General features: G+C 60.4%; 22 protein-coding genes, 1 tRNA gene and 1 pseudogene. 14 read left to right on the plus strand and 10 right to left on the minus strand.

The annotated features are described in order from the left end of the window. Positions 1-149: 149 nt before the first annotated feature. Positions 150-239: transfer RNA gene (locus tag AC0L14_RS20220), tRNA-Ser, on the plus strand. Positions 240-424: 185 nt separating this feature from the next. Here the strand turns inward: AC0L14_RS20220 and AC0L14_RS20225 are convergent. Further along, the gene (locus AC0L14_RS20225; protein WP_473750528.1) at positions 425-790 is read right to left on the minus strand and encodes a hypothetical protein; all 366 of its coding nucleotides are present in this window, start codon (positions 788-790) and stop codon (positions 425-427) included. Between the two features lie 38 nt (positions 791-828). On the opposite strand from AC0L14_RS20225, the gene AC0L14_RS20230 reads away from it, so the two are divergent. The 5 genes from AC0L14_RS20230 to AC0L14_RS20250 all read left to right on the plus strand — a co-directional run bounded on the left by AC0L14_RS20230 (position 829) and on the right by AC0L14_RS20250 (position 3,625). Beyond that, positions 829-1,329: a hypothetical protein gene (locus AC0L14_RS20230; protein WP_473750529.1), complete on the plus strand. Its 501-nt coding sequence runs from the start codon at positions 829-831 to the stop codon at positions 1,327-1,329. A 368-nt stretch (positions 1,330-1,697) separates the two neighbouring features. Continuing rightward, entirely contained in the window at positions 1,698-2,006 is a 309-nt protein-coding gene (locus AC0L14_RS20235; RefSeq protein WP_473750530.1) for a hypothetical protein, read from the plus strand. Positions 2,007-2,359: 353 nt separating this feature from the next. Further along, positions 2,360-2,557, plus strand: coding sequence for a hypothetical protein (locus AC0L14_RS20240; protein WP_473750531.1), 198 nt, complete (start codon positions 2,360-2,362; stop codon positions 2,555-2,557). Between the two features lie 565 nt (positions 2,558-3,122). Continuing rightward, the gene (locus AC0L14_RS20245; RefSeq protein WP_473750532.1) at positions 3,123-3,368 is read left to right on the plus strand and encodes a DUF982 domain-containing protein; all 246 of its coding nucleotides are present in this window, start codon (positions 3,123-3,125) and stop codon (positions 3,366-3,368) included. A gap of 8 nt (positions 3,369-3,376) precedes the next feature. Continuing rightward, a complete protein-coding gene (locus AC0L14_RS20250; protein WP_473750533.1) occupies positions 3,377-3,625 on the plus strand; it encodes a DUF982 domain-containing protein in 249 nt (82 codons plus the stop codon). 236 nt (positions 3,626-3,861) lie between these two features. Here the strand turns inward: AC0L14_RS20250 and AC0L14_RS20255 are convergent, their stop codons facing one another. After that, a complete protein-coding gene (locus AC0L14_RS20255) occupies positions 3,862-4,170 on the minus strand; it encodes a DUF1236 domain-containing protein (RefSeq protein WP_473750534.1) in 309 nt (102 codons plus the stop codon). Positions 4,171-4,459: 289 nt separating this feature from the next. On the opposite strand from AC0L14_RS20255, the gene AC0L14_RS20260 reads away from it, so the two are divergent. Continuing rightward, positions 4,460-4,603, plus strand: coding sequence for a hypothetical protein (locus AC0L14_RS20260; protein ID WP_473750535.1), 144 nt, complete (start codon positions 4,460-4,462; stop codon positions 4,601-4,603). Positions 4,604-4,759: 156 nt separating this feature from the next. Further along, positions 4,760-4,906 carry a DUF982 domain-containing protein gene (locus AC0L14_RS20265; RefSeq protein ID WP_473750566.1) on the plus strand — a complete coding sequence of 49 codons (147 nt, stop codon included), beginning with the start codon at positions 4,760-4,762 and terminating at the stop codon, positions 4,904-4,906. A gap of 4 nt (positions 4,907-4,910) precedes the next feature. Here AC0L14_RS20265 and AC0L14_RS20270 read toward each other — a convergent pair whose 3' ends face one another. The 3 genes from AC0L14_RS20270 to AC0L14_RS20280 form a co-directional block, all read right to left on the minus strand. Further along, on the minus strand, positions 4,911-5,174 hold the full coding sequence (locus tag AC0L14_RS20270) for a hypothetical protein (protein WP_473750567.1): 264 nt from the start codon (positions 5,172-5,174) through the stop codon (positions 4,911-4,913). A gap of 369 nt (positions 5,175-5,543) precedes the next feature. Further along, the gene (locus AC0L14_RS20275; protein WP_287381639.1) at positions 5,544-5,753 is read right to left on the minus strand and encodes a hypothetical protein; all 210 of its coding nucleotides are present in this window, start codon (positions 5,751-5,753) and stop codon (positions 5,544-5,546) included. 11 nt (positions 5,754-5,764) lie between these two features. Then, entirely contained in the window at positions 5,765-5,944 is a 180-nt protein-coding gene (locus tag AC0L14_RS20280; protein WP_473750537.1) for a hypothetical protein, read from the minus strand. Positions 5,945-6,410: 466 nt separating this feature from the next. Between AC0L14_RS20280 and AC0L14_RS20285 the strand changes: the two genes are divergently transcribed. The 4 genes and pseudogenes from AC0L14_RS20285 to AC0L14_RS20300 all read left to right on the plus strand — a co-directional run bounded on the left by AC0L14_RS20285 (position 6,411) and on the right by AC0L14_RS20300 (position 9,032). Then, a complete protein-coding gene (locus tag AC0L14_RS20285; protein ID WP_473750538.1) occupies positions 6,411-7,529 on the plus strand; it encodes an alpha/beta hydrolase in 1,119 nt (372 codons plus the stop codon). Positions 7,530-7,651: 122 nt separating this feature from the next. Next, on the plus strand, positions 7,652-8,005 hold the full coding sequence (locus AC0L14_RS20290; RefSeq protein ID WP_473750539.1) for a cyclophilin-like fold protein: 354 nt from the start codon (positions 7,652-7,654) through the stop codon (positions 8,003-8,005). 134 nt (positions 8,006-8,139) lie between these two features. Then, positions 8,140-8,577: pseudogene (locus AC0L14_RS20295) on the plus strand (LysR family transcriptional regulator); the annotation flags it as partial. 134 nt (positions 8,578-8,711) lie between these two features. Beyond that, positions 8,712-9,032: a LysR substrate-binding domain-containing protein gene (locus AC0L14_RS20300; protein WP_473750569.1), complete on the plus strand. Its 321-nt coding sequence runs from the start codon at positions 8,712-8,714 to the stop codon at positions 9,030-9,032. Between the two features lie 121 nt (positions 9,033-9,153). Here AC0L14_RS20300 and AC0L14_RS20305 read toward each other — a convergent pair whose 3' ends face one another. After that, positions 9,154-10,134 (minus strand): Tim44 domain-containing protein, encoded by a 981-nt coding sequence (locus AC0L14_RS20305; protein ID WP_473750570.1) that lies wholly within the window; start codon positions 10,132-10,134, stop codon positions 9,154-9,156. 191 nt (positions 10,135-10,325) lie between these two features. Here AC0L14_RS20305 and AC0L14_RS20310 point away from each other — a divergent pair, with 191 nt between their 5' ends. Both AC0L14_RS20310 and AC0L14_RS20315 read left to right on the plus strand, forming a co-directional pair. Next, positions 10,326-11,249 carry an alpha/beta fold hydrolase gene (locus tag AC0L14_RS20310; RefSeq protein WP_473750540.1) on the plus strand — a complete coding sequence of 308 codons (924 nt, stop codon included), beginning with the start codon at positions 10,326-10,328 and terminating at the stop codon, positions 11,247-11,249. A gap of 102 nt (positions 11,250-11,351) precedes the next feature. Continuing rightward, positions 11,352-11,675 (plus strand): hypothetical protein, encoded by a 324-nt coding sequence (locus tag AC0L14_RS20315; protein WP_473638702.1) that lies wholly within the window; start codon positions 11,352-11,354, stop codon positions 11,673-11,675. A gap of 111 nt (positions 11,676-11,786) precedes the next feature. Here AC0L14_RS20315 and AC0L14_RS20320 read toward each other — a convergent pair whose 3' ends face one another. The 4 genes from AC0L14_RS20320 to AC0L14_RS20335 form a co-directional block, all read right to left on the minus strand. Further along, on the minus strand, positions 11,787-12,134 hold the full coding sequence (locus AC0L14_RS20320; RefSeq protein WP_473638703.1) for a type II toxin-antitoxin system PemK/MazF family toxin: 348 nt from the start codon (positions 12,132-12,134) through the stop codon (positions 11,787-11,789). Then, positions 12,131-12,355 (minus strand): antitoxin MazE family protein, encoded by a 225-nt coding sequence (locus AC0L14_RS20325; RefSeq protein ID WP_165848737.1) that lies wholly within the window; start codon positions 12,353-12,355, stop codon positions 12,131-12,133. The genes AC0L14_RS20320 and AC0L14_RS20325 overlap by 4 nt, the downstream gene beginning before the upstream one ends. Positions 12,356-12,480: 125 nt before the next feature. Beyond that, positions 12,481-13,626, minus strand: coding sequence for a hypothetical protein (locus AC0L14_RS20330; protein ID WP_473638704.1), 1,146 nt, complete (start codon positions 13,624-13,626; stop codon positions 12,481-12,483). A gap of 64 nt (positions 13,627-13,690) precedes the next feature. Next, positions 13,691-14,101, minus strand: a complete 411-nt coding sequence (locus AC0L14_RS20335; RefSeq protein WP_473638705.1) for a DUF3024 domain-containing protein — start codon at positions 14,099-14,101, stop codon at positions 13,691-13,693. Positions 14,102-14,130 lie beyond the last annotated feature (29 nt).

The raw sequence follows: 14,130 nt of genomic DNA on the forward strand, positions 1-14,130 counted from the left end.
GCCGATGGCGTTGGCACAGACGGCAGAGGGATCGAAGGACGAGCCATAAGGCCCGGAGAGAAGCCTGATATCAGGCAGATTGGCCCTTGTAACCTGTCCGCCCAGCCGTTATCTAGTGCGCCGCGCCGGCAACGGCGGACCATGACCGCGGAGAGGTGGCAGAGTGGTCGAATGCACCGCACTCGAAATGCGGCATGGGTGCAAGCCCATCGGGGGTTCGAATCCCTCCCTCTCCGCCAGCCTTTCCTAGGCCACATATCCATTTGATATTGTTAACTTTACTGGGATGACCCAATTTGCCGGTGCCCCACGGCGGTGCCCCAAATTACAGAGCTAGAGTCCGTACGCTGCCAACTCGGTCTCAAGAAAAGTCACCGCGTTTTCCAAAACTTTCTCCAAGACCCTGTGGTGACCGGCATCTGTCTTAACGACCGCCTGCGGCATAGCGCCCTTCCCCAAATCTTGCCTCGCCCCACCCAAGGCCCTTGCTGGATATCTGCTCCGCTTTCGAGACACTCGGAGTGCCACGCTCAAGCTCCACGTGCTTTGCTGCCTTCGCGACATCTCGAAGCAATCCAAATTCCGCATCCTGGCCCGCCAGGCGTGCTCGGTAGACCACATCGTCTTTGTCGCCGATCTTCGCGGCCCCACCAGCGCCATAGAAGATGTGGGCGGCAAGTGCATCCACGGCGTGAACAGCATTTAGCGCAAGACGGAGGTCGCCGTTGTCGCGGGCAAGGTCGGCAATGTTGGGCCGAACCACTTGATCGAGGTACTCTTTTGGAGTCATGTGTTCCTCACAAGCTAGGGCCGATTTCAGGTGCTTGCATGCTACACCCCGATGATTGGAGCACAGCCATTGATGACGCGCGTGCCCGGCACGAAGCTGGCGTGGGACTAATATATGCGTCCGACACTCAAGCGCTCGCGTTGTTGAGTTTGTTCTCCACCCTTGGGCTAGCTGCCGCTGCTGGTGTTGCGGCCACTATCCCTACAAAGTCCACCCTGCCCGGCCCACTCGGTTGGTGCCTCGTTGCCTCTGTTTTGATACTCACCCTCGCGTCGTGGCATTGCTTCAAGGCGCTTGGAAAGGCAGCGATCAATCTACCGGGGCGCGGCGCTGAGTTTTGGCTCTGGGCCGCCGCAGCGCCCGAGACGCGAGAAGAGGTCTTCCGACTGTATCTGCGCGATCTGGAGGAGAATCAGGCATTGAATCGAGCGCTTAATAAACGGCAGGCTGACCACTTGGGCCTTGCCAAGCTGAGCGCGACCTTGACCCCTGTAGCGGCGCTAGCGTTTGGCCTCCTCGCCTCTTACTTCCTAGACTAGACTAATCCTTCTCGGACGGCGGCACTTTGTGTTCCTGCCGAAGGTTATTCCAATCAACGGGCGCGTCCCTGGGCTTGAGGGGCTCCCAATTGATTGGCTTGGGGTCTTCCTTGGGCGGAGGCTGCTTGGGCTTGTCTTTATTGGCCATGACTTGCCATCCCCGTGGTAGGCGTAGGTCTCCCATTGAAGATAGCACAGTGCCGGCCCTTAGACGAGCCGGTTAGCCTCCCCACACCCCCAACTCTATTTGGGTATTCGACTCGGCCCACCTCGCGGCAGTCGATGTGCGATTGCCTACCGGGGGTTTAGATGTATAGCTCCTGCCAGCATATTTGGGGGCGAGTCTTATGCGGAATGCTTGCGTAGCCATGGCGGCAATGCTGACGATCAGCGGTTGCGCGATGACGCTGCCGGTGAGAGGCCAATCAGGCGACGGGTCAGAGACCTTCACCGGGTCGGCAACCGGCCAAATCGACGGAGCCGGAACGCTCTCCATTGTGAGCAACAAGGGTCGCACCTGCAAAGGAGACTTTGTCTACACGACCAACCGCGAGGGAAGCGGCACGTTCACTTGCAGCGACGGCCAAAGCGGCCCCTTTACGTTTGTCTCGACGGGCACTCGCGGGACCGGATCGGGCACCCTTGGCGGCAAGCCCTTCACCTTCTCGTTCGGATGAGTGGCCCCGCCCCACGCTACACACAAGGTCGGCTCACGCGCGGTCTTATCTTCGGGGGGATCGGCTACGCCATCGGCCTCAGCACGGGCGTTGCGGCCTTGGGCAGCGCTGTGAGCGGTGCACTTGTCTTCGGCCCCATTGGCTTCGTCATCGGGTGGCTAATGCCTGGGAGAGGGAACGCCCCGGAATCGCCACTGGTCTCGCCCGCCGCGCCCATGGCCGAGGCCCGACCGGCAGGAGACCCCGTTGAAAGCAGTGCAGCCTCACGCAGCAATTTTGCGGGGCTGGAAGACTCCATAAATGAGATGGTCCCAGTGGCCGCCCGTGCACTGTGCTCGATCTGGAATCTTCAGATGAAGCTGCTGATCGTGGTCGGTCTCATGCCGTTCCTTGTGCGCTACCCTTGGCTGCTATTCGGCACCGCCTTCGTGTTGCTCGGGGTAGTGTTTCCTCTGGGCATCGTCTTCACGGTGACAGGGGTTGCTGCGATGCACTACGGCGCGGAGGCTAAGGGCAACTTCCTGGTCAACCTGGAGCGCCCGACGAGCTGACCGGACTTCTGGTCCCGCCCTATGCCACCAACTCATGCCGTACTCTTTTGGCCCTGCGGACTTCCTGCGGCGAGACCCCAAGCTTTCGCTGCCCCGAGTGAATGCGGTTTGGGCATGATGATGGGAGAGAGACCCTGGGCTGCATGACGGGCGGGCCCGCGGTGGCCATGGTGCGGGAGGGGCGGGAGTTCCGTTTGGGAGTGACTGGGTGGAGGGCCTGATTGGGGAATAGCTTCCCCTCCCTCCTCTACCGGGCGGAGCTACTGTGAGACTTTCCGGCACTTAAGGCAGTCACATTGAGCACTACAGCCTGGTGGTAGAGCAAGACACATGCCACGGCGTCATGTCGGCCCTGAAGCAAGGCCACTCGGTGGAAGAGCCGATGAAGGCGAGGAGCCGGCGCTGTCCTCCCGGGGCTGAGAACTTAAAGGGCCACCAGGGGCCACTCCTACTCCATAGGGGGGAGTTATCACAAAGTCGCGCTCCGCATCGCTTCTTGGCACTCTAGGCGATCCCTCCTCGAAAATTTCTACCAAACATTTGAGCACCCCCTAATTTACCCCTCATGGGTCTTCTCTGGTTCTCTCCCCCTGTCTACGTGAAGGCGAACCGTCCGGGCATTCGCCATGGGGTCAGCCACGTCGAGGGAGCCGCCGAGGAACTCATGGCGTGGGACACAAAGGGGCCGAGGTGGAAGAAAGCGGTCCAATCATGCGTTGACGCATTCGAGGGCAGAGTGTCCCCCCAAGAGGTCCGTGAAGCCTTTGAGGCGGCGGCCAAGGAGGCGAGCGTATATCTCTCGCCTGAGTAGGAGGTATCATGGCAACCCTTTGGTTCGTCCCTCCGGTGTTCGTGAAGACTGATACGGAAGGTGGCAGGCATGGCTGCAATAATACGAGGGGAGCCCTTGAGCAGCTCAAGACCTGGACACGGAGAGGGCCTCGCTGGCACAAGGCGTGGATCCTCTGCCTGTCAGCCTTGGAGGGCGATCCGGTTGACCCTCATGTGATACGAAAGGCTTTTGAGGCGGCTGCCAAGGAGGCCAAAGTGTATCTCTCCCCTGAGTAGGAGGTTATCATGGCTCTCCATTGGTTCAACCCTCCGGTGTACGTCAGGACTGACCGCCCTTGGCAAAGTGAGGCTGTCTAGGCGTTGCTGAGGGGTGGTGTGTGGTGGCGTCAGAGGGGCACGGGGTGGTCGTACTGGGGCGACCTACGAACCCGAGAGGCAAAAGGTCCGCCCGAAGTTTTGCCTCGCTGGTAGGGGAGCCCTGTTCATCGCTCCCCTATCGTACAGCCAAACGGTCACCTTTCGATGATGTGCACAACCTTGCGGGTTTGGGGGTCGATCAGCACGGTGCGACCGTCAATTACGACGTACTGATACCTGGTCGGCAATGTGTTTTCGGCAAGTTCGCCCGGCTTGAATATATCCGGTATGATCGCTCCGACTATCAGTTCAAAGTTGGACGGACGATCGACTACGACTGGATTGGTTTTCACGTATTCTCGGACTGCGATTTCCTGTTCGGGCGTGACCACGACAGTCTGGGCAGTCGCGAGAGCGGTTCCAGCGAGAAAGATGGTAGCGGCAATCGTGCTTCGAAAAGTCATATCTGCCTCCTGGGTTTGACATAATATCCACTGTAGAACCGCTGTCGGTCGAAACGGTTCCGCAATTGTCCAGCCCTCCCAACCCCCGCCATGCAACGAGGCAGGACCTCAGTCTTCCCCTGTCAGCCACTCATCGATCACGCCTCAGGGTCGCCCAGCAATCACCGTATGGAAGACCTAAGGACTTGTTGCGGGCTGGACCTAAGGGGTGCCGGGGTCGCCGCGCGTGCCTGTTATCCGATCAACCGCTCAGAAATTTATACTTCCCGGCCTCCCTTAGGCTCCCCTCATGGGACACCAGCGGTACGACATGGAGAAGGAACCAGACGGGCTCTGGTCGATTGTCGACGTGTTCACCGGGCAGCCGGCCACGCTCGGCGGGGTCCTGAGACGGCTTGCTGATTTGAAGAGGCCGGCGACATGCTCGATCTGATCAACAACAGGGATGTCAAGGAGCGTCGGGCCAAGGGCATCGACTAATGGCGATCCTCTGGTTCAACCCTCCGGTGCCCGTCAGGGGTGAACGTCCTGGCATGACCTACAACGTCAGCAACGTGCACGCGCTGCCTCTGAGCATCTCCTGAAGTGGATCAAGCGTGGACCTGAGTGGAACCTAGCGGTGCGCGTCTGCGTGGCCGCCCTGGCTGACCAAGCGACAGCTCAAGAGGCCCGTAAGGCCTTCAGGGCTGCAGCTAAGGAGGAATGGATGTTGACGGGCGCGGCTGCGGAGCTATGACCCATCACTCCATGTCCGGCACGTCGCCGCCAACAAAGAGCGTAGTCGGCTCGCCGTATTCGCCAAGAGTAGGGTTGGCGTCACGCGACCACGCGATGACACCCGCATGTTTCCCCGCCAAGCCTTTCGCGGTCCTTATCGCCCGGTCCTCGGTCTGCTGCTCGGCTGGCCCGTAGACGGGCTGGAGGTCGCCGGTCTCGTCGCGGTCGAAGGCAGTGACCACGATGAGCTTAGGGGCCTTCTGCTGCGGGAGGATGCTCTCTGACATGCTCATTGTCTTTCATTGAACCGCCGCTCAGCCGCCAAGGAGGCGAGCTTATTCATTGGCGAGACTTGGCGTACGGAGTTGCTCAATTCACGCGGACTGGTCGCAACAGTACCGACTATAGGCACCATCGACAGTTCCCGCTTTGGAGCTTTCTGTTCGCCCTTTAGGTCTGCGATTTCCTCGTCACGTCTTGCTATTCGGCTTTCCAGATTGGCGATACGCTCGGTCAGCAAGTAGCGGCCGACTAGGAAGTACGGCAAACGTCGCAAAGACGGCCGGGTTCGCCAGCACCAGCGCCGAGTTCGCTTCAAGGAAAGCAATAAGGTCATGCATCGGGCAACATCGTCCTCGCGTGAGCGCTCACGGCCGTCATCCCAAGACTGGTGGTGTGTCGTCGTAGCTGACATGCACCAACCCCGGATGTCTGTGAGCGAGGGCGACGATCTGGGTCTCAAGCTCACAGTTGTAGGCCATGAGCGCCTTCACGGTCTCAAGCGGGCTGTCGTAGCGAGCGATTAGTCTCTCGGCTTCGGAGTGCAGTTCCGCCTTAGCCTCGGGGTCCAGATGCATAATGCCCACAGTGGTGCCTCCTACCGTGTCGCCCGGCGCGGTGCCGAGAGTGCATCGAGGCGCTCCTGAAGATGGCCGTTAAGGACGATCATTTCCCTGAGCGCCTGCACCGTATCGCCCTTGTGCTGGGCAATAAACTTGTCGGCGATTGCCTGAAGGGCGGCTTGCTGGCGGCTGTCCAGCGTTACAATGTGGTTCATGGCGAATGCTCCGATCGCTTCCTGCCACAGTGAACAAAAACGGAACAAAAGAGTCAAGTGCGAATTGACTCCCCGAGGAATGAGTTCCTATTTTTTTGGCCATGCCCGATACTGGTGGAAGACGAAAGCGCGGCAGCGCATGGAGGCTCAGCAATGCCCATGAGGTTGGGCAGCTCGTGCTAGTCCGTTGCGGGCTGTGTAACGTCAAGCGCTGGTATCAGCCGAGTGACCTCCGGGAAATCTTCGGCGATATCGAGGCCGAGTTGGTGGGAGCAAAATGAGCTGCGAACGATGCGGCACCGCGATTAATGAATCTGTTTCATGACAACATGCGGATTTTGCCGCCTAATTGATCGCCGCCGTCGTCGCTATTCTATTTACACATTCGCAACACTGCCGCGCATGCCGAGGAATGGGCATGGCCCGGCAGGCCTGCGACAGTTCAGGACGATCAAAGGAGACAGGCATGAACAAGCCGATCGGAATCGAGAGCACGGCGGAACCGCAGTCCAGTGTCGACTTTGGCCGGCGTGATCTCCTGAAGCTGACCGGCGCCGGCGTCGCCGCGCTAGGTGCGGCGTCGCTCTTCAACATCCCCTTCGCAAAGGCTCAAGACATGTCAAACGGCGCCAACAACTTCTACACCAGCAATCGGGTGACGCTCGAAAAGATTGCCTTCAAAAGCCAATACGAGATGAACGTCGCGGGCGATCTGTTCATTCCCAACGACCTCGATCGCAATGTGCGCCACCCGGCGCTCGTCGTCGGGCATCCGATGGGTGCGGTGAAAGAGCAGAGCGCAAATCTTTATGCCACCAAGATGGCCGAACAGGGCTTCGTCGCCATGTCCATCGACCTGCCGTTCTGGGGCGAGAGCGAGGGCGAGGCCCGCCAGATCGTTTCGCCTGACGTCTACGCCGAAGCATTCAGCGCTGCGGTCGATTTCCTGGGCACACGGCCATTCGTCGACAGAAACCGCATCGGCGCGATCGGCGTCTGCGGCAGCGGCAGTTTCGTCATCAGCGCGGCCAAGATCGACCCGCGGATGCGCGCCATCGCGACCGTCAGCATGTACGACATGGGGGCCGCCAACCGCAATGCGCTTAATCATTCGCTGAGCGTCGAGCAGCGCAAGGAGACCATTGCTGCAGCTGCCGAGCGGCGCTGGGCCGAATTTGAAGGCGGCGAGGTCGAATATACCAGCGGCACGGTGCATGAGCTGACCGCCGACACCCATCCCCTCCAGCGGGAATTCTATGACTTCTACCGCACGCCGCGGGGTGAATTCACGCCCGCAAGTGCAAACCCGCAGATCACCACTCATCCGACGCTGACCAGCAATGTCAAGTTCCTGAACTTCTATCCCTTCAACGACATCGAGACGATCTCGCCGCGCCCGATGCTGTTCATCGCGGGCGATCAGGCTCACTCCCGCGAGTTCAGCGAGGATGCTTACAAACGAGCGGCCGAGCCGAAGGAGCTTGTGTGGGTTTCCGGCGCCGGGCACGTCGATCTCTATGATCGCGTCGACCTGATCCCGTTCGACAAGCTGACCAGCTTCTTCAATCAGCACCTCTCCGCGTGAGCGGCGAGATGGAGCCTGCGCCGGAGAGAGCAGGCTCCATCAGCATCGATCGGAGATACGACGGCATGCTGAAATTATTGCTGAGCTCCGCTGTTGTCGCACTAGGAATGGTTGGACCTGCCATGGCTCAAGAGCGCATTCGCATTTCTTCGGATTGGGGCGAGGTCACAGCCGATCTCGCCGATAACGAAGCCGCAAAATCTCTGGCGCAGATGCTGCCGCTCACGATCGAGATGTCCGACCATCTCCGCCAGGAAAAGACCGGCAATCTGCCTTCCGCCTTGCCGGAGCTGGCGCGGCAGCGCGACTTCTCCGTCGGCACGCTTGGGTTGTGGAGTTCCGATCATTTCGTGATCTACTATCGGAGCGGTCGCGTTCCGGCACTTGGCATCATTGTGCTCGGGCAGGTCACTGGCGATGTCTCGATCTTTGATCGTCCCGGTCCCGTCACTGTCCGAGTTGAACGCGCCGACTGAACCTGCGCAACCCGCTCGTAGCTGGTTGCCGGGCGAGCGGCGCGAATTGCATGAGCTGCCGCAAAATCAGGTCTCCGTATTCGCTTTCGATTTATTCGGTATAATCGAGTTCTGGCTATCAGAAGGATTCATGAGTGCCGCGGCAGAATGTCAACGATCTGCTTGCGTTCCTTGCTGTTGCTCGGGAGCGTAGCTTTACGCGCGCCGCAGCCCGGTTCGGCATATCGCAATCGGCGCTAAGCCACACTATCCGTCAACTCGAAGCTCGCCTTGGCGTTCGCCTGCTCACACGCACGACGCGCGCGGTGGCCCCCACGGAAGCGGGAGAGAGGCTTTTGCAGCGAATTGGGCCTCACTTTGACCAGATCGAAGTCGAGGTCGATGCCCTGAACGAATTGAGAGAAAAGCCCGCCGGAACCATCCGGCTCTCAGCGCCTGACTATGCTATCAGCAGCGTCCTTTGGCCCAAGTTGAAACGCTTTCTCCCAAAATATCCCGACATCAGGGTCGAGCTCCTGCTCGACAACGGCCTCACCGACATCGTGACGGAGCGCTATGACGCCGGGATCCGCATGGGCGAGCAGCTTGCGAAAGACATGATCTCCGCTCGCATCGGACCGGATTTCCGGTTCGCGGTCGTCGGCGAAAAGTCCTACTTTGCCGAGCATCCCGAGCCGGAGAAGCCGCAGGATCTCGTGCAGCACAATTGCATCAATTACCGTTTTCCAACGTCCGGGCTCTTTATGTGTGGGAGTTCGAGGAGAACGGCCGCGAGATCAAGATTCGCGTCGATGGACAGCTCGTCTTCAATAACATCTTTCATGTCCTGGACGCTGCGCTCGCCGGCCGCGGCCTTGGCTATGTTCCAGAAGAAATTGCCCTTCCTCACATCGCGAAAGGTCGGCTGGCCCGGGTTCTGGAAGGTTGGTCGCCATATTGGGATGGCTACCATCTCTATTATCCGAGCCGCCGGCAATCCTCACCTGCTTTCGTTGCCTTGGTCGACGCGCTGCGCCATCGCGAGTAACTATCGATGCCGCGGGCTTCGACGTTCTTGCCACTGAAAGCCAGGCAACGAGGGCGACGACAACCGTCTGTACATCATGGCTCGCAAGAGGACGTGACCGGCCGAGGTTGCCATGTCTCAGTTAGGGCTGCTGTATTGCCGCGAGCTTCCAGTCGCCGCCGTTCTGGCGCGTGAAGGTCCACAGTTCGGTTGTTTCCGTCGGCCGATCGGCTTCGCCGGCGACGATCTTGCCGCTGGCGCGATCGCGCATGACGTCATGAGACTCGTAGCGCAAGGCAGCCGTCGCGTAGTCGCGATCGTCTTCCCGCCAGCTCTCCGCAATATCGGCCTCCAACAGGCTGACGTTCGAGACCTCGTTCCTGACGCCGTTTTTGGCATTGTCGGCAAGCTCCTCGGACAAGTATGACACCATCTCGGGGGTCGCCAGCCGGCGCAAGCCAGCGTGATCTTCGCGCCCGAACGCTTCCTGAACCTCCGTCAGCCGCTGCTGGAATATGTCGAGGTCGGCCTGCGTCATCGTAATTTCATCGGACGCTGGAGCTGTCCGGCCAAATCCAGACCCAATGCCTGGAATGGGGAAAGACGAGACGTTGTCGGCGTCAGGCTGGGCTGCCGCGTTTCGCCCAAAGTTCCCCATGCTCCGCGGAACACCGGCCATGGCGGGCGCCTGGTTGCGTGCCGATTGCGACCGGAAAAAGCGGATGATCAGCATGATCGCGCCGCCGATCAGCAGCCCTTGAAGCAGCAGCCCTAATATGCCGGCCAAGCCGCCGAACCCTTGGCCCAAAAGAAGTCCTATCAGACCGCCGAGCAACAGCCCGCGCATCATCGAACCGCCGAGGCCGTTGAAGAACCCTGGCCTCTGGGATGCCGGCGTCTGGCGGGCCGCACTGTTCGTTACGGTGTTGGGCGTCATCGAGCGCTCGACCGGCGCGGCCGGCTGTGGCGCAGTCCTGGTCGGCGGGACCGACTGGAAAGTGCGCGTGCCGCGACTGCCGAAGCTGCCGCCACGCCGCGCCTCAGCGTAATCGGCCGTGACCATGGAGAATGCCAGGAACAGTCCTGCAAACAAAACTGCAAACCGGCTCGAACGCGAAATCATCATGGCAAATCCCTAGGCGATACTCTTCGCGCTCATGTGGGGTGCGCCGATCGAAATATCAGTGGCCCACCTTCCGTATTCGGCCATTGAGGAGAATTCGCGGATCGCCTCGACTCCAGACACGGCCGCTGACGTGATCCTTCTGGCACCTTGTGCGTTGTCGCCTTTGGGCACGCCGAGGGAGACGAACCGTGTTTGCAGGTTTCACAGCGACCAGCTTGCAACTGGACGACACGACCATTTTCGCAAGGGTCGGCGGAACCGGTCCGCCGCTGCTGCTGCTTCATGGTTTTCCCGAAACGCATCTGATGTGGAGGGATATCGCCGTGGCCTTGGCGCCCAACTTTACGGTGATTGCCGCCGATCTTCGAGGCTATGGGCAAAGCGGCTGCCCGGTCTCCTCTGCCGATCATAGCCCATACGCCAAGCGCGCCATGGCCGGCGACATAGTTCAAGTCATGAAGCAGCTGGGGTTTGAGCAGTTCATGGTTGCCGGACATGATCGTGGCGGGCGGGTCGCCTATCGTCTGGCACTCGACCATCCCGATGAAATCTCCAAAGTCGCCGTCCTCGACGTCATCCCCACCGCCGCCGCGTGGGATAGGGCGGATGCCAGACTGGCTCTCGCCTTCTGGCCCTGGAGCCTTCTTGCGCAACCGGAGCCGCTGCCGGAGCGACTGATAGGCGCAGCGCCTGATGCCATCGTCGACAATGCGATTGCGCAGTGGGGGTCGCCGGCAGAAACATTCTCTGCAGAGGTCAGGGACGCCTATGTCGAGGCGCTTCGCGATCCCGTTCATGTTCATGCGATTTGCGAAGAGTATCGGGCCGCTGCGACGATCGATCGTGAACATGACGCGGCGGACCAGGCAAAAGGTGGTCGCATTGAGTGTCCGCTGCTGGCACTTTGGAGTAGCGAAGGCGGCCTCGAGACTTGGTATGCCGGGGAAGGCGGACCGCTGGCTATCTGGAGGAAATGGGCCGACAGAGTTGAAGGAAGACCCGTTCCAGGCGGGCACTTCTTTCCAGAAGAGCACCCTCGCCAGACCGCAGCGGTTCTCTCGAAATTCTTCGACGATAATGAGGGGAATGACGCCCAGGGCAGAGTGTTGTAGAGCTTCACATGCTTCAATTATGCAGTAGTACCTCGGGAACGCTTGGGATCGAGTATCTCTGTGGTATTCGCCCGTCCGGCGCCAAATCTGCTTGATAAAAGAATGAAAGCCATTTTTACAGCCACGCCTTTGATATGCAGCCTCGTCCTTGTCGGAGGTTGCGCATCGCCCTTCCACGCATCCTTTGACGCCGCAAAATACGACAAGATGAGCTGCGTCGAACTCAACGTGGCCATGGGCGAAGTCGCCAAGGAGATGTCAGCGACAGCGATCACTCGGGGCAAAGTCGCGAAAACCAGTATTCCGGACTGGCTATGGGGCGCCCGGCGTGTCGCCTCTACCGTCACTGCCCGCCAGAGCGCGAGAATCGAACGCTTGCGGCAGCAGCAGGCTGCGATTGCAGCGGTGAGACGAAGCAGGTGCTGATTGCGGCGCCGGCGTGAGAGCCTGCTGCCGAAGGCCGAAAATGATCGATTTCGCAGGACATGGCATTGGAGCCGAGGCTCGACGGCTCCGTGAATTCGATTATCCTCACCGTCACGGCTTCAGTCTCGGCGACACGGCCAAACCGAGGAAAACGAGAACGGCCTGGTTGAGGCGCAGGATGTCCGCGTCGTCTAACCGTCCGATATTTGCGCCGATCTTGGATTTCGGGACCGTGGTGATCTTGTCCACCATCAGTCGGCAGACGGCGAGCAGCCCGTTCCGCTCGTTCGGTTCGATGGCCAGACGGAACAATGGCGCGTCCGTCTCGTCGGTCGTGCAGCCGCAGATGGTGATCGAATCCGTCGCATCGAAACTGTCATCCTGGATGATGACGACAGGACGCGGTTTGCCGGCGTAATCCTTGCCGCCGGCGACCGTCCAGATATCGCCACGCTTCATTCATCACCCCAATCCGATATCGCGTCGATGAACGCCTGATCCTCGCGTGCATGGGCGCTTGCCGCGACCGCTAGTGACTGGCGATGCGCTTCCGAACGGAAGCCCGGCGCACGCACGTCCGGCACCCAGATCTGTATCGGACGCAGACCTTGCCGGCGCAGACGTTCACGATGTTCCCGCACCTTCATGCCCGAGGACTTAGGCTTCGATGCCGAGGCCATGAACGATTCTCCCTGCTAGTGGTTACATGTAACCTATTGCAGAGGGCGAGCTTTGACCAGTCCTCATCGGAAAGCCCGCACCGGGCTACGACAACGGCTGTGACTTGCTGCTATTGCGTGCCATGTTATCCTATTGGCTTCAGCCGTTCGATGAAGCGCCCCTTTCGGATATGCCGTTCGCGGATCGCCTGCAGCCGGCGGGCGAAGTCGCCAATCGTCCCCCGCTCCTCGGCAATCGCCTTGAGGTCGAGCAGAAGACCGGCGGCCGTATCGTAGCCGGAAGCGTTGCGGCGGTCGATTTCGGTCTCCACCTCGCGCCATACGGTTTCGCCGCGCCGCATGATCGCATCGAGCCGGGCGCGGCGAGCGCTTAGCTCTTCCGCCTCCCGCCGTTTCCTTTCAGCCTCCCGCCGCTCGCTTTGCTCGCGCTCGCGAGCCTCGCGGATCGCATCGGCACGGGCGCGCAATTCGCCGGCCGAGCGCGGAGCGACGGCAGGTCGAGCCGCCGAGGCTTGCAACGCCTGGCGATCCCGAACGAGCGCCCGAAGCTCGTTTCCCACATGCGGATCGCCCTCGGCCAGTCGAGCAAGCAGCGTCGTTTTTTCATGATCAGGCAAATCGGCAACGGAACGACGGATGACATCCGATGACAATGGGTCCCCCGCCGTCGTGCCGGCGGGACGTTCGGCCGCCGCCTCGACGAGATCGGCATCGAGACGGAAGAACCGCGCGAATGCGTCGAGCGCGCCAGTCATCGGGCCGATCCCCGGCAACGGCTCCGCCTCGTCCGGCTCGATAGAACCGGCCTCGACCGCCATCAGCCACAGCAGATAGAAAAGCCTCAGGTCGCCGCCAAGCACGTCGGCGCGCAGCGGCGCCAGCGCTGCGAGCCAGCCCGATTCGTCGTCCCAATAGTCCTCGAGCTCCAGTTCCTCGCACAGGATGTCGACGATCCAATTTTCACCCGCTGTCGTGACATCGACGCAATCGACCGAGTGGAGAAATCCGTCGAGACGCCGCCGATCGACCAGCCGCTTCGGCAGACGGATCATCAGGCGGTACGTGCCCCAATTGGCCAGATAGAGATGGAGATCGAACCAGCGCTCCATCAACTGGACCGGGTCGCCTTTGAAGTCGCCCCACTCGTAGGAATTCGTGAAGCTCGTGGCGGTGATCCGCGCTCGTGTCGACAAATCGCGCAAGACCCGGCGATCCGCTTCGCCGAGCGGACGGTCGACCGCCTGAAACTCGTAATACTGGTATTCGCTCATGACCGCTTTCGCTTGGCTCTGTAATGGCCGACACCGACACCGCAAGCAGGCCGGCGATAGCGATTCAGACTGGATGCAGAATACCGTCCGTTTCGAGAATGCGAAGCGCCTCGACGAGCGTCTCGCCGGCGTAAAGCCGCCACCATTTACCCGTGAGCCGCATCCAGTAGATATCGAATTGATCTGGCCCCACGCGATCGATTCTGGCGAAAGCCGCGTTGAACTCCTCGCCGCGATTGTGTTCCATGCCCGACCGGTAGCGCTGGATGAAGCGGTATCGACCAGCTGCCCAGAAGCCGAGGATATCGACCATGTAATTCCATTCGGTCGGTCGGATCTGGGGCAGGACCCGAGGTTTCAGGACGTCACGGATCAACGTCTCGCAGGCCGCGACGATTGCTTGTTTTTCCCGCTCGTCGGCCACGGCCAGCCTTCCGGCATGCGCCGCGATGACCCATTGTTTCCTCTTGGTCACCGGCCTTGATCCACCCTTGCGTCGCTGAT

Source organism: Mesorhizobium sp. WSM4841, assembly GCF_055811515.1.

Bases quoted from the DNA above. Each gene is read 5' to 3' on its own strand.
- AC0L14_RS20230 (WP_473750529.1), top strand. From the start codon at position 829: ATGCTACACCCCGATGATTGGAGCACAGCCATTGATGACGCGCGTGCC.
- AC0L14_RS20320 (WP_473638703.1), bottom strand. From the start codon at position 12,134: ATGAAGCGTGGCGATATCTGGACGGTCGCCGGCGGCAAGGATTACGCC.
- AC0L14_RS20280 (WP_473750537.1), bottom strand. From the start codon at position 5,944: ATGAACCACATTGTAACGCTGGACAGCCGCCAGCAAGCCGCCCTTCAG.
- AC0L14_RS20325 (WP_165848737.1), bottom strand. From the start codon at position 12,355: ATGGCCTCGGCATCGAAGCCTAAGTCCTCGGGCATGAAGGTGCGGGAA.
- AC0L14_RS20225 (WP_473750528.1), bottom strand. From the start codon at position 790: ATGACTCCAAAAGAGTACCTCGATCAAGTGGTTCGGCCCAACATTGCC.
- AC0L14_RS20250 (WP_473750533.1), top strand. From the start codon at position 3,377: ATGGCAACCCTTTGGTTCGTCCCTCCGGTGTTCGTGAAGACTGATACG.
- AC0L14_RS20255 (WP_473750534.1), bottom strand. From the start codon at position 4,170: ATGACTTTTCGAAGCACGATTGCCGCTACCATCTTTCTCGCTGGAACC.
- AC0L14_RS20260 (WP_473750535.1), top strand. From the start codon at position 4,460: ATGGGACACCAGCGGTACGACATGGAGAAGGAACCAGACGGGCTCTGG.
- AC0L14_RS20330 (WP_473638704.1), bottom strand. From the start codon at position 13,626: ATGAGCGAATACCAGTATTACGAGTTTCAGGCGGTCGACCGTCCGCTC.
- AC0L14_RS20285 (WP_473750538.1), top strand. From the start codon at position 6,411: ATGAACAAGCCGATCGGAATCGAGAGCACGGCGGAACCGCAGTCCAGT.
- AC0L14_RS20240 (WP_473750531.1), top strand. From the start codon at position 2,360: ATGAAGCTGCTGATCGTGGTCGGTCTCATGCCGTTCCTTGTGCGCTAC.
- AC0L14_RS20270 (WP_473750567.1), bottom strand. From the start codon at position 5,174: ATGTCAGAGAGCATCCTCCCGCAGCAGAAGGCCCCTAAGCTCATCGTG.
- AC0L14_RS20245 (WP_473750532.1), top strand. From the start codon at position 3,123: ATGGGTCTTCTCTGGTTCTCTCCCCCTGTCTACGTGAAGGCGAACCGT.
- AC0L14_RS20305 (WP_473750570.1), bottom strand. From the start codon at position 10,134: ATGATTTCGCGTTCGAGCCGGTTTGCAGTTTTGTTTGCAGGACTGTTC.
- AC0L14_RS20315 (WP_473638702.1), top strand. From the start codon at position 11,352: ATGAAAGCCATTTTTACAGCCACGCCTTTGATATGCAGCCTCGTCCTT.
- AC0L14_RS20235 (WP_473750530.1), top strand. From the start codon at position 1,698: ATGGCGGCAATGCTGACGATCAGCGGTTGCGCGATGACGCTGCCGGTG.
- AC0L14_RS20290 (WP_473750539.1), top strand. From the start codon at position 7,652: ATGGCTCAAGAGCGCATTCGCATTTCTTCGGATTGGGGCGAGGTCACA.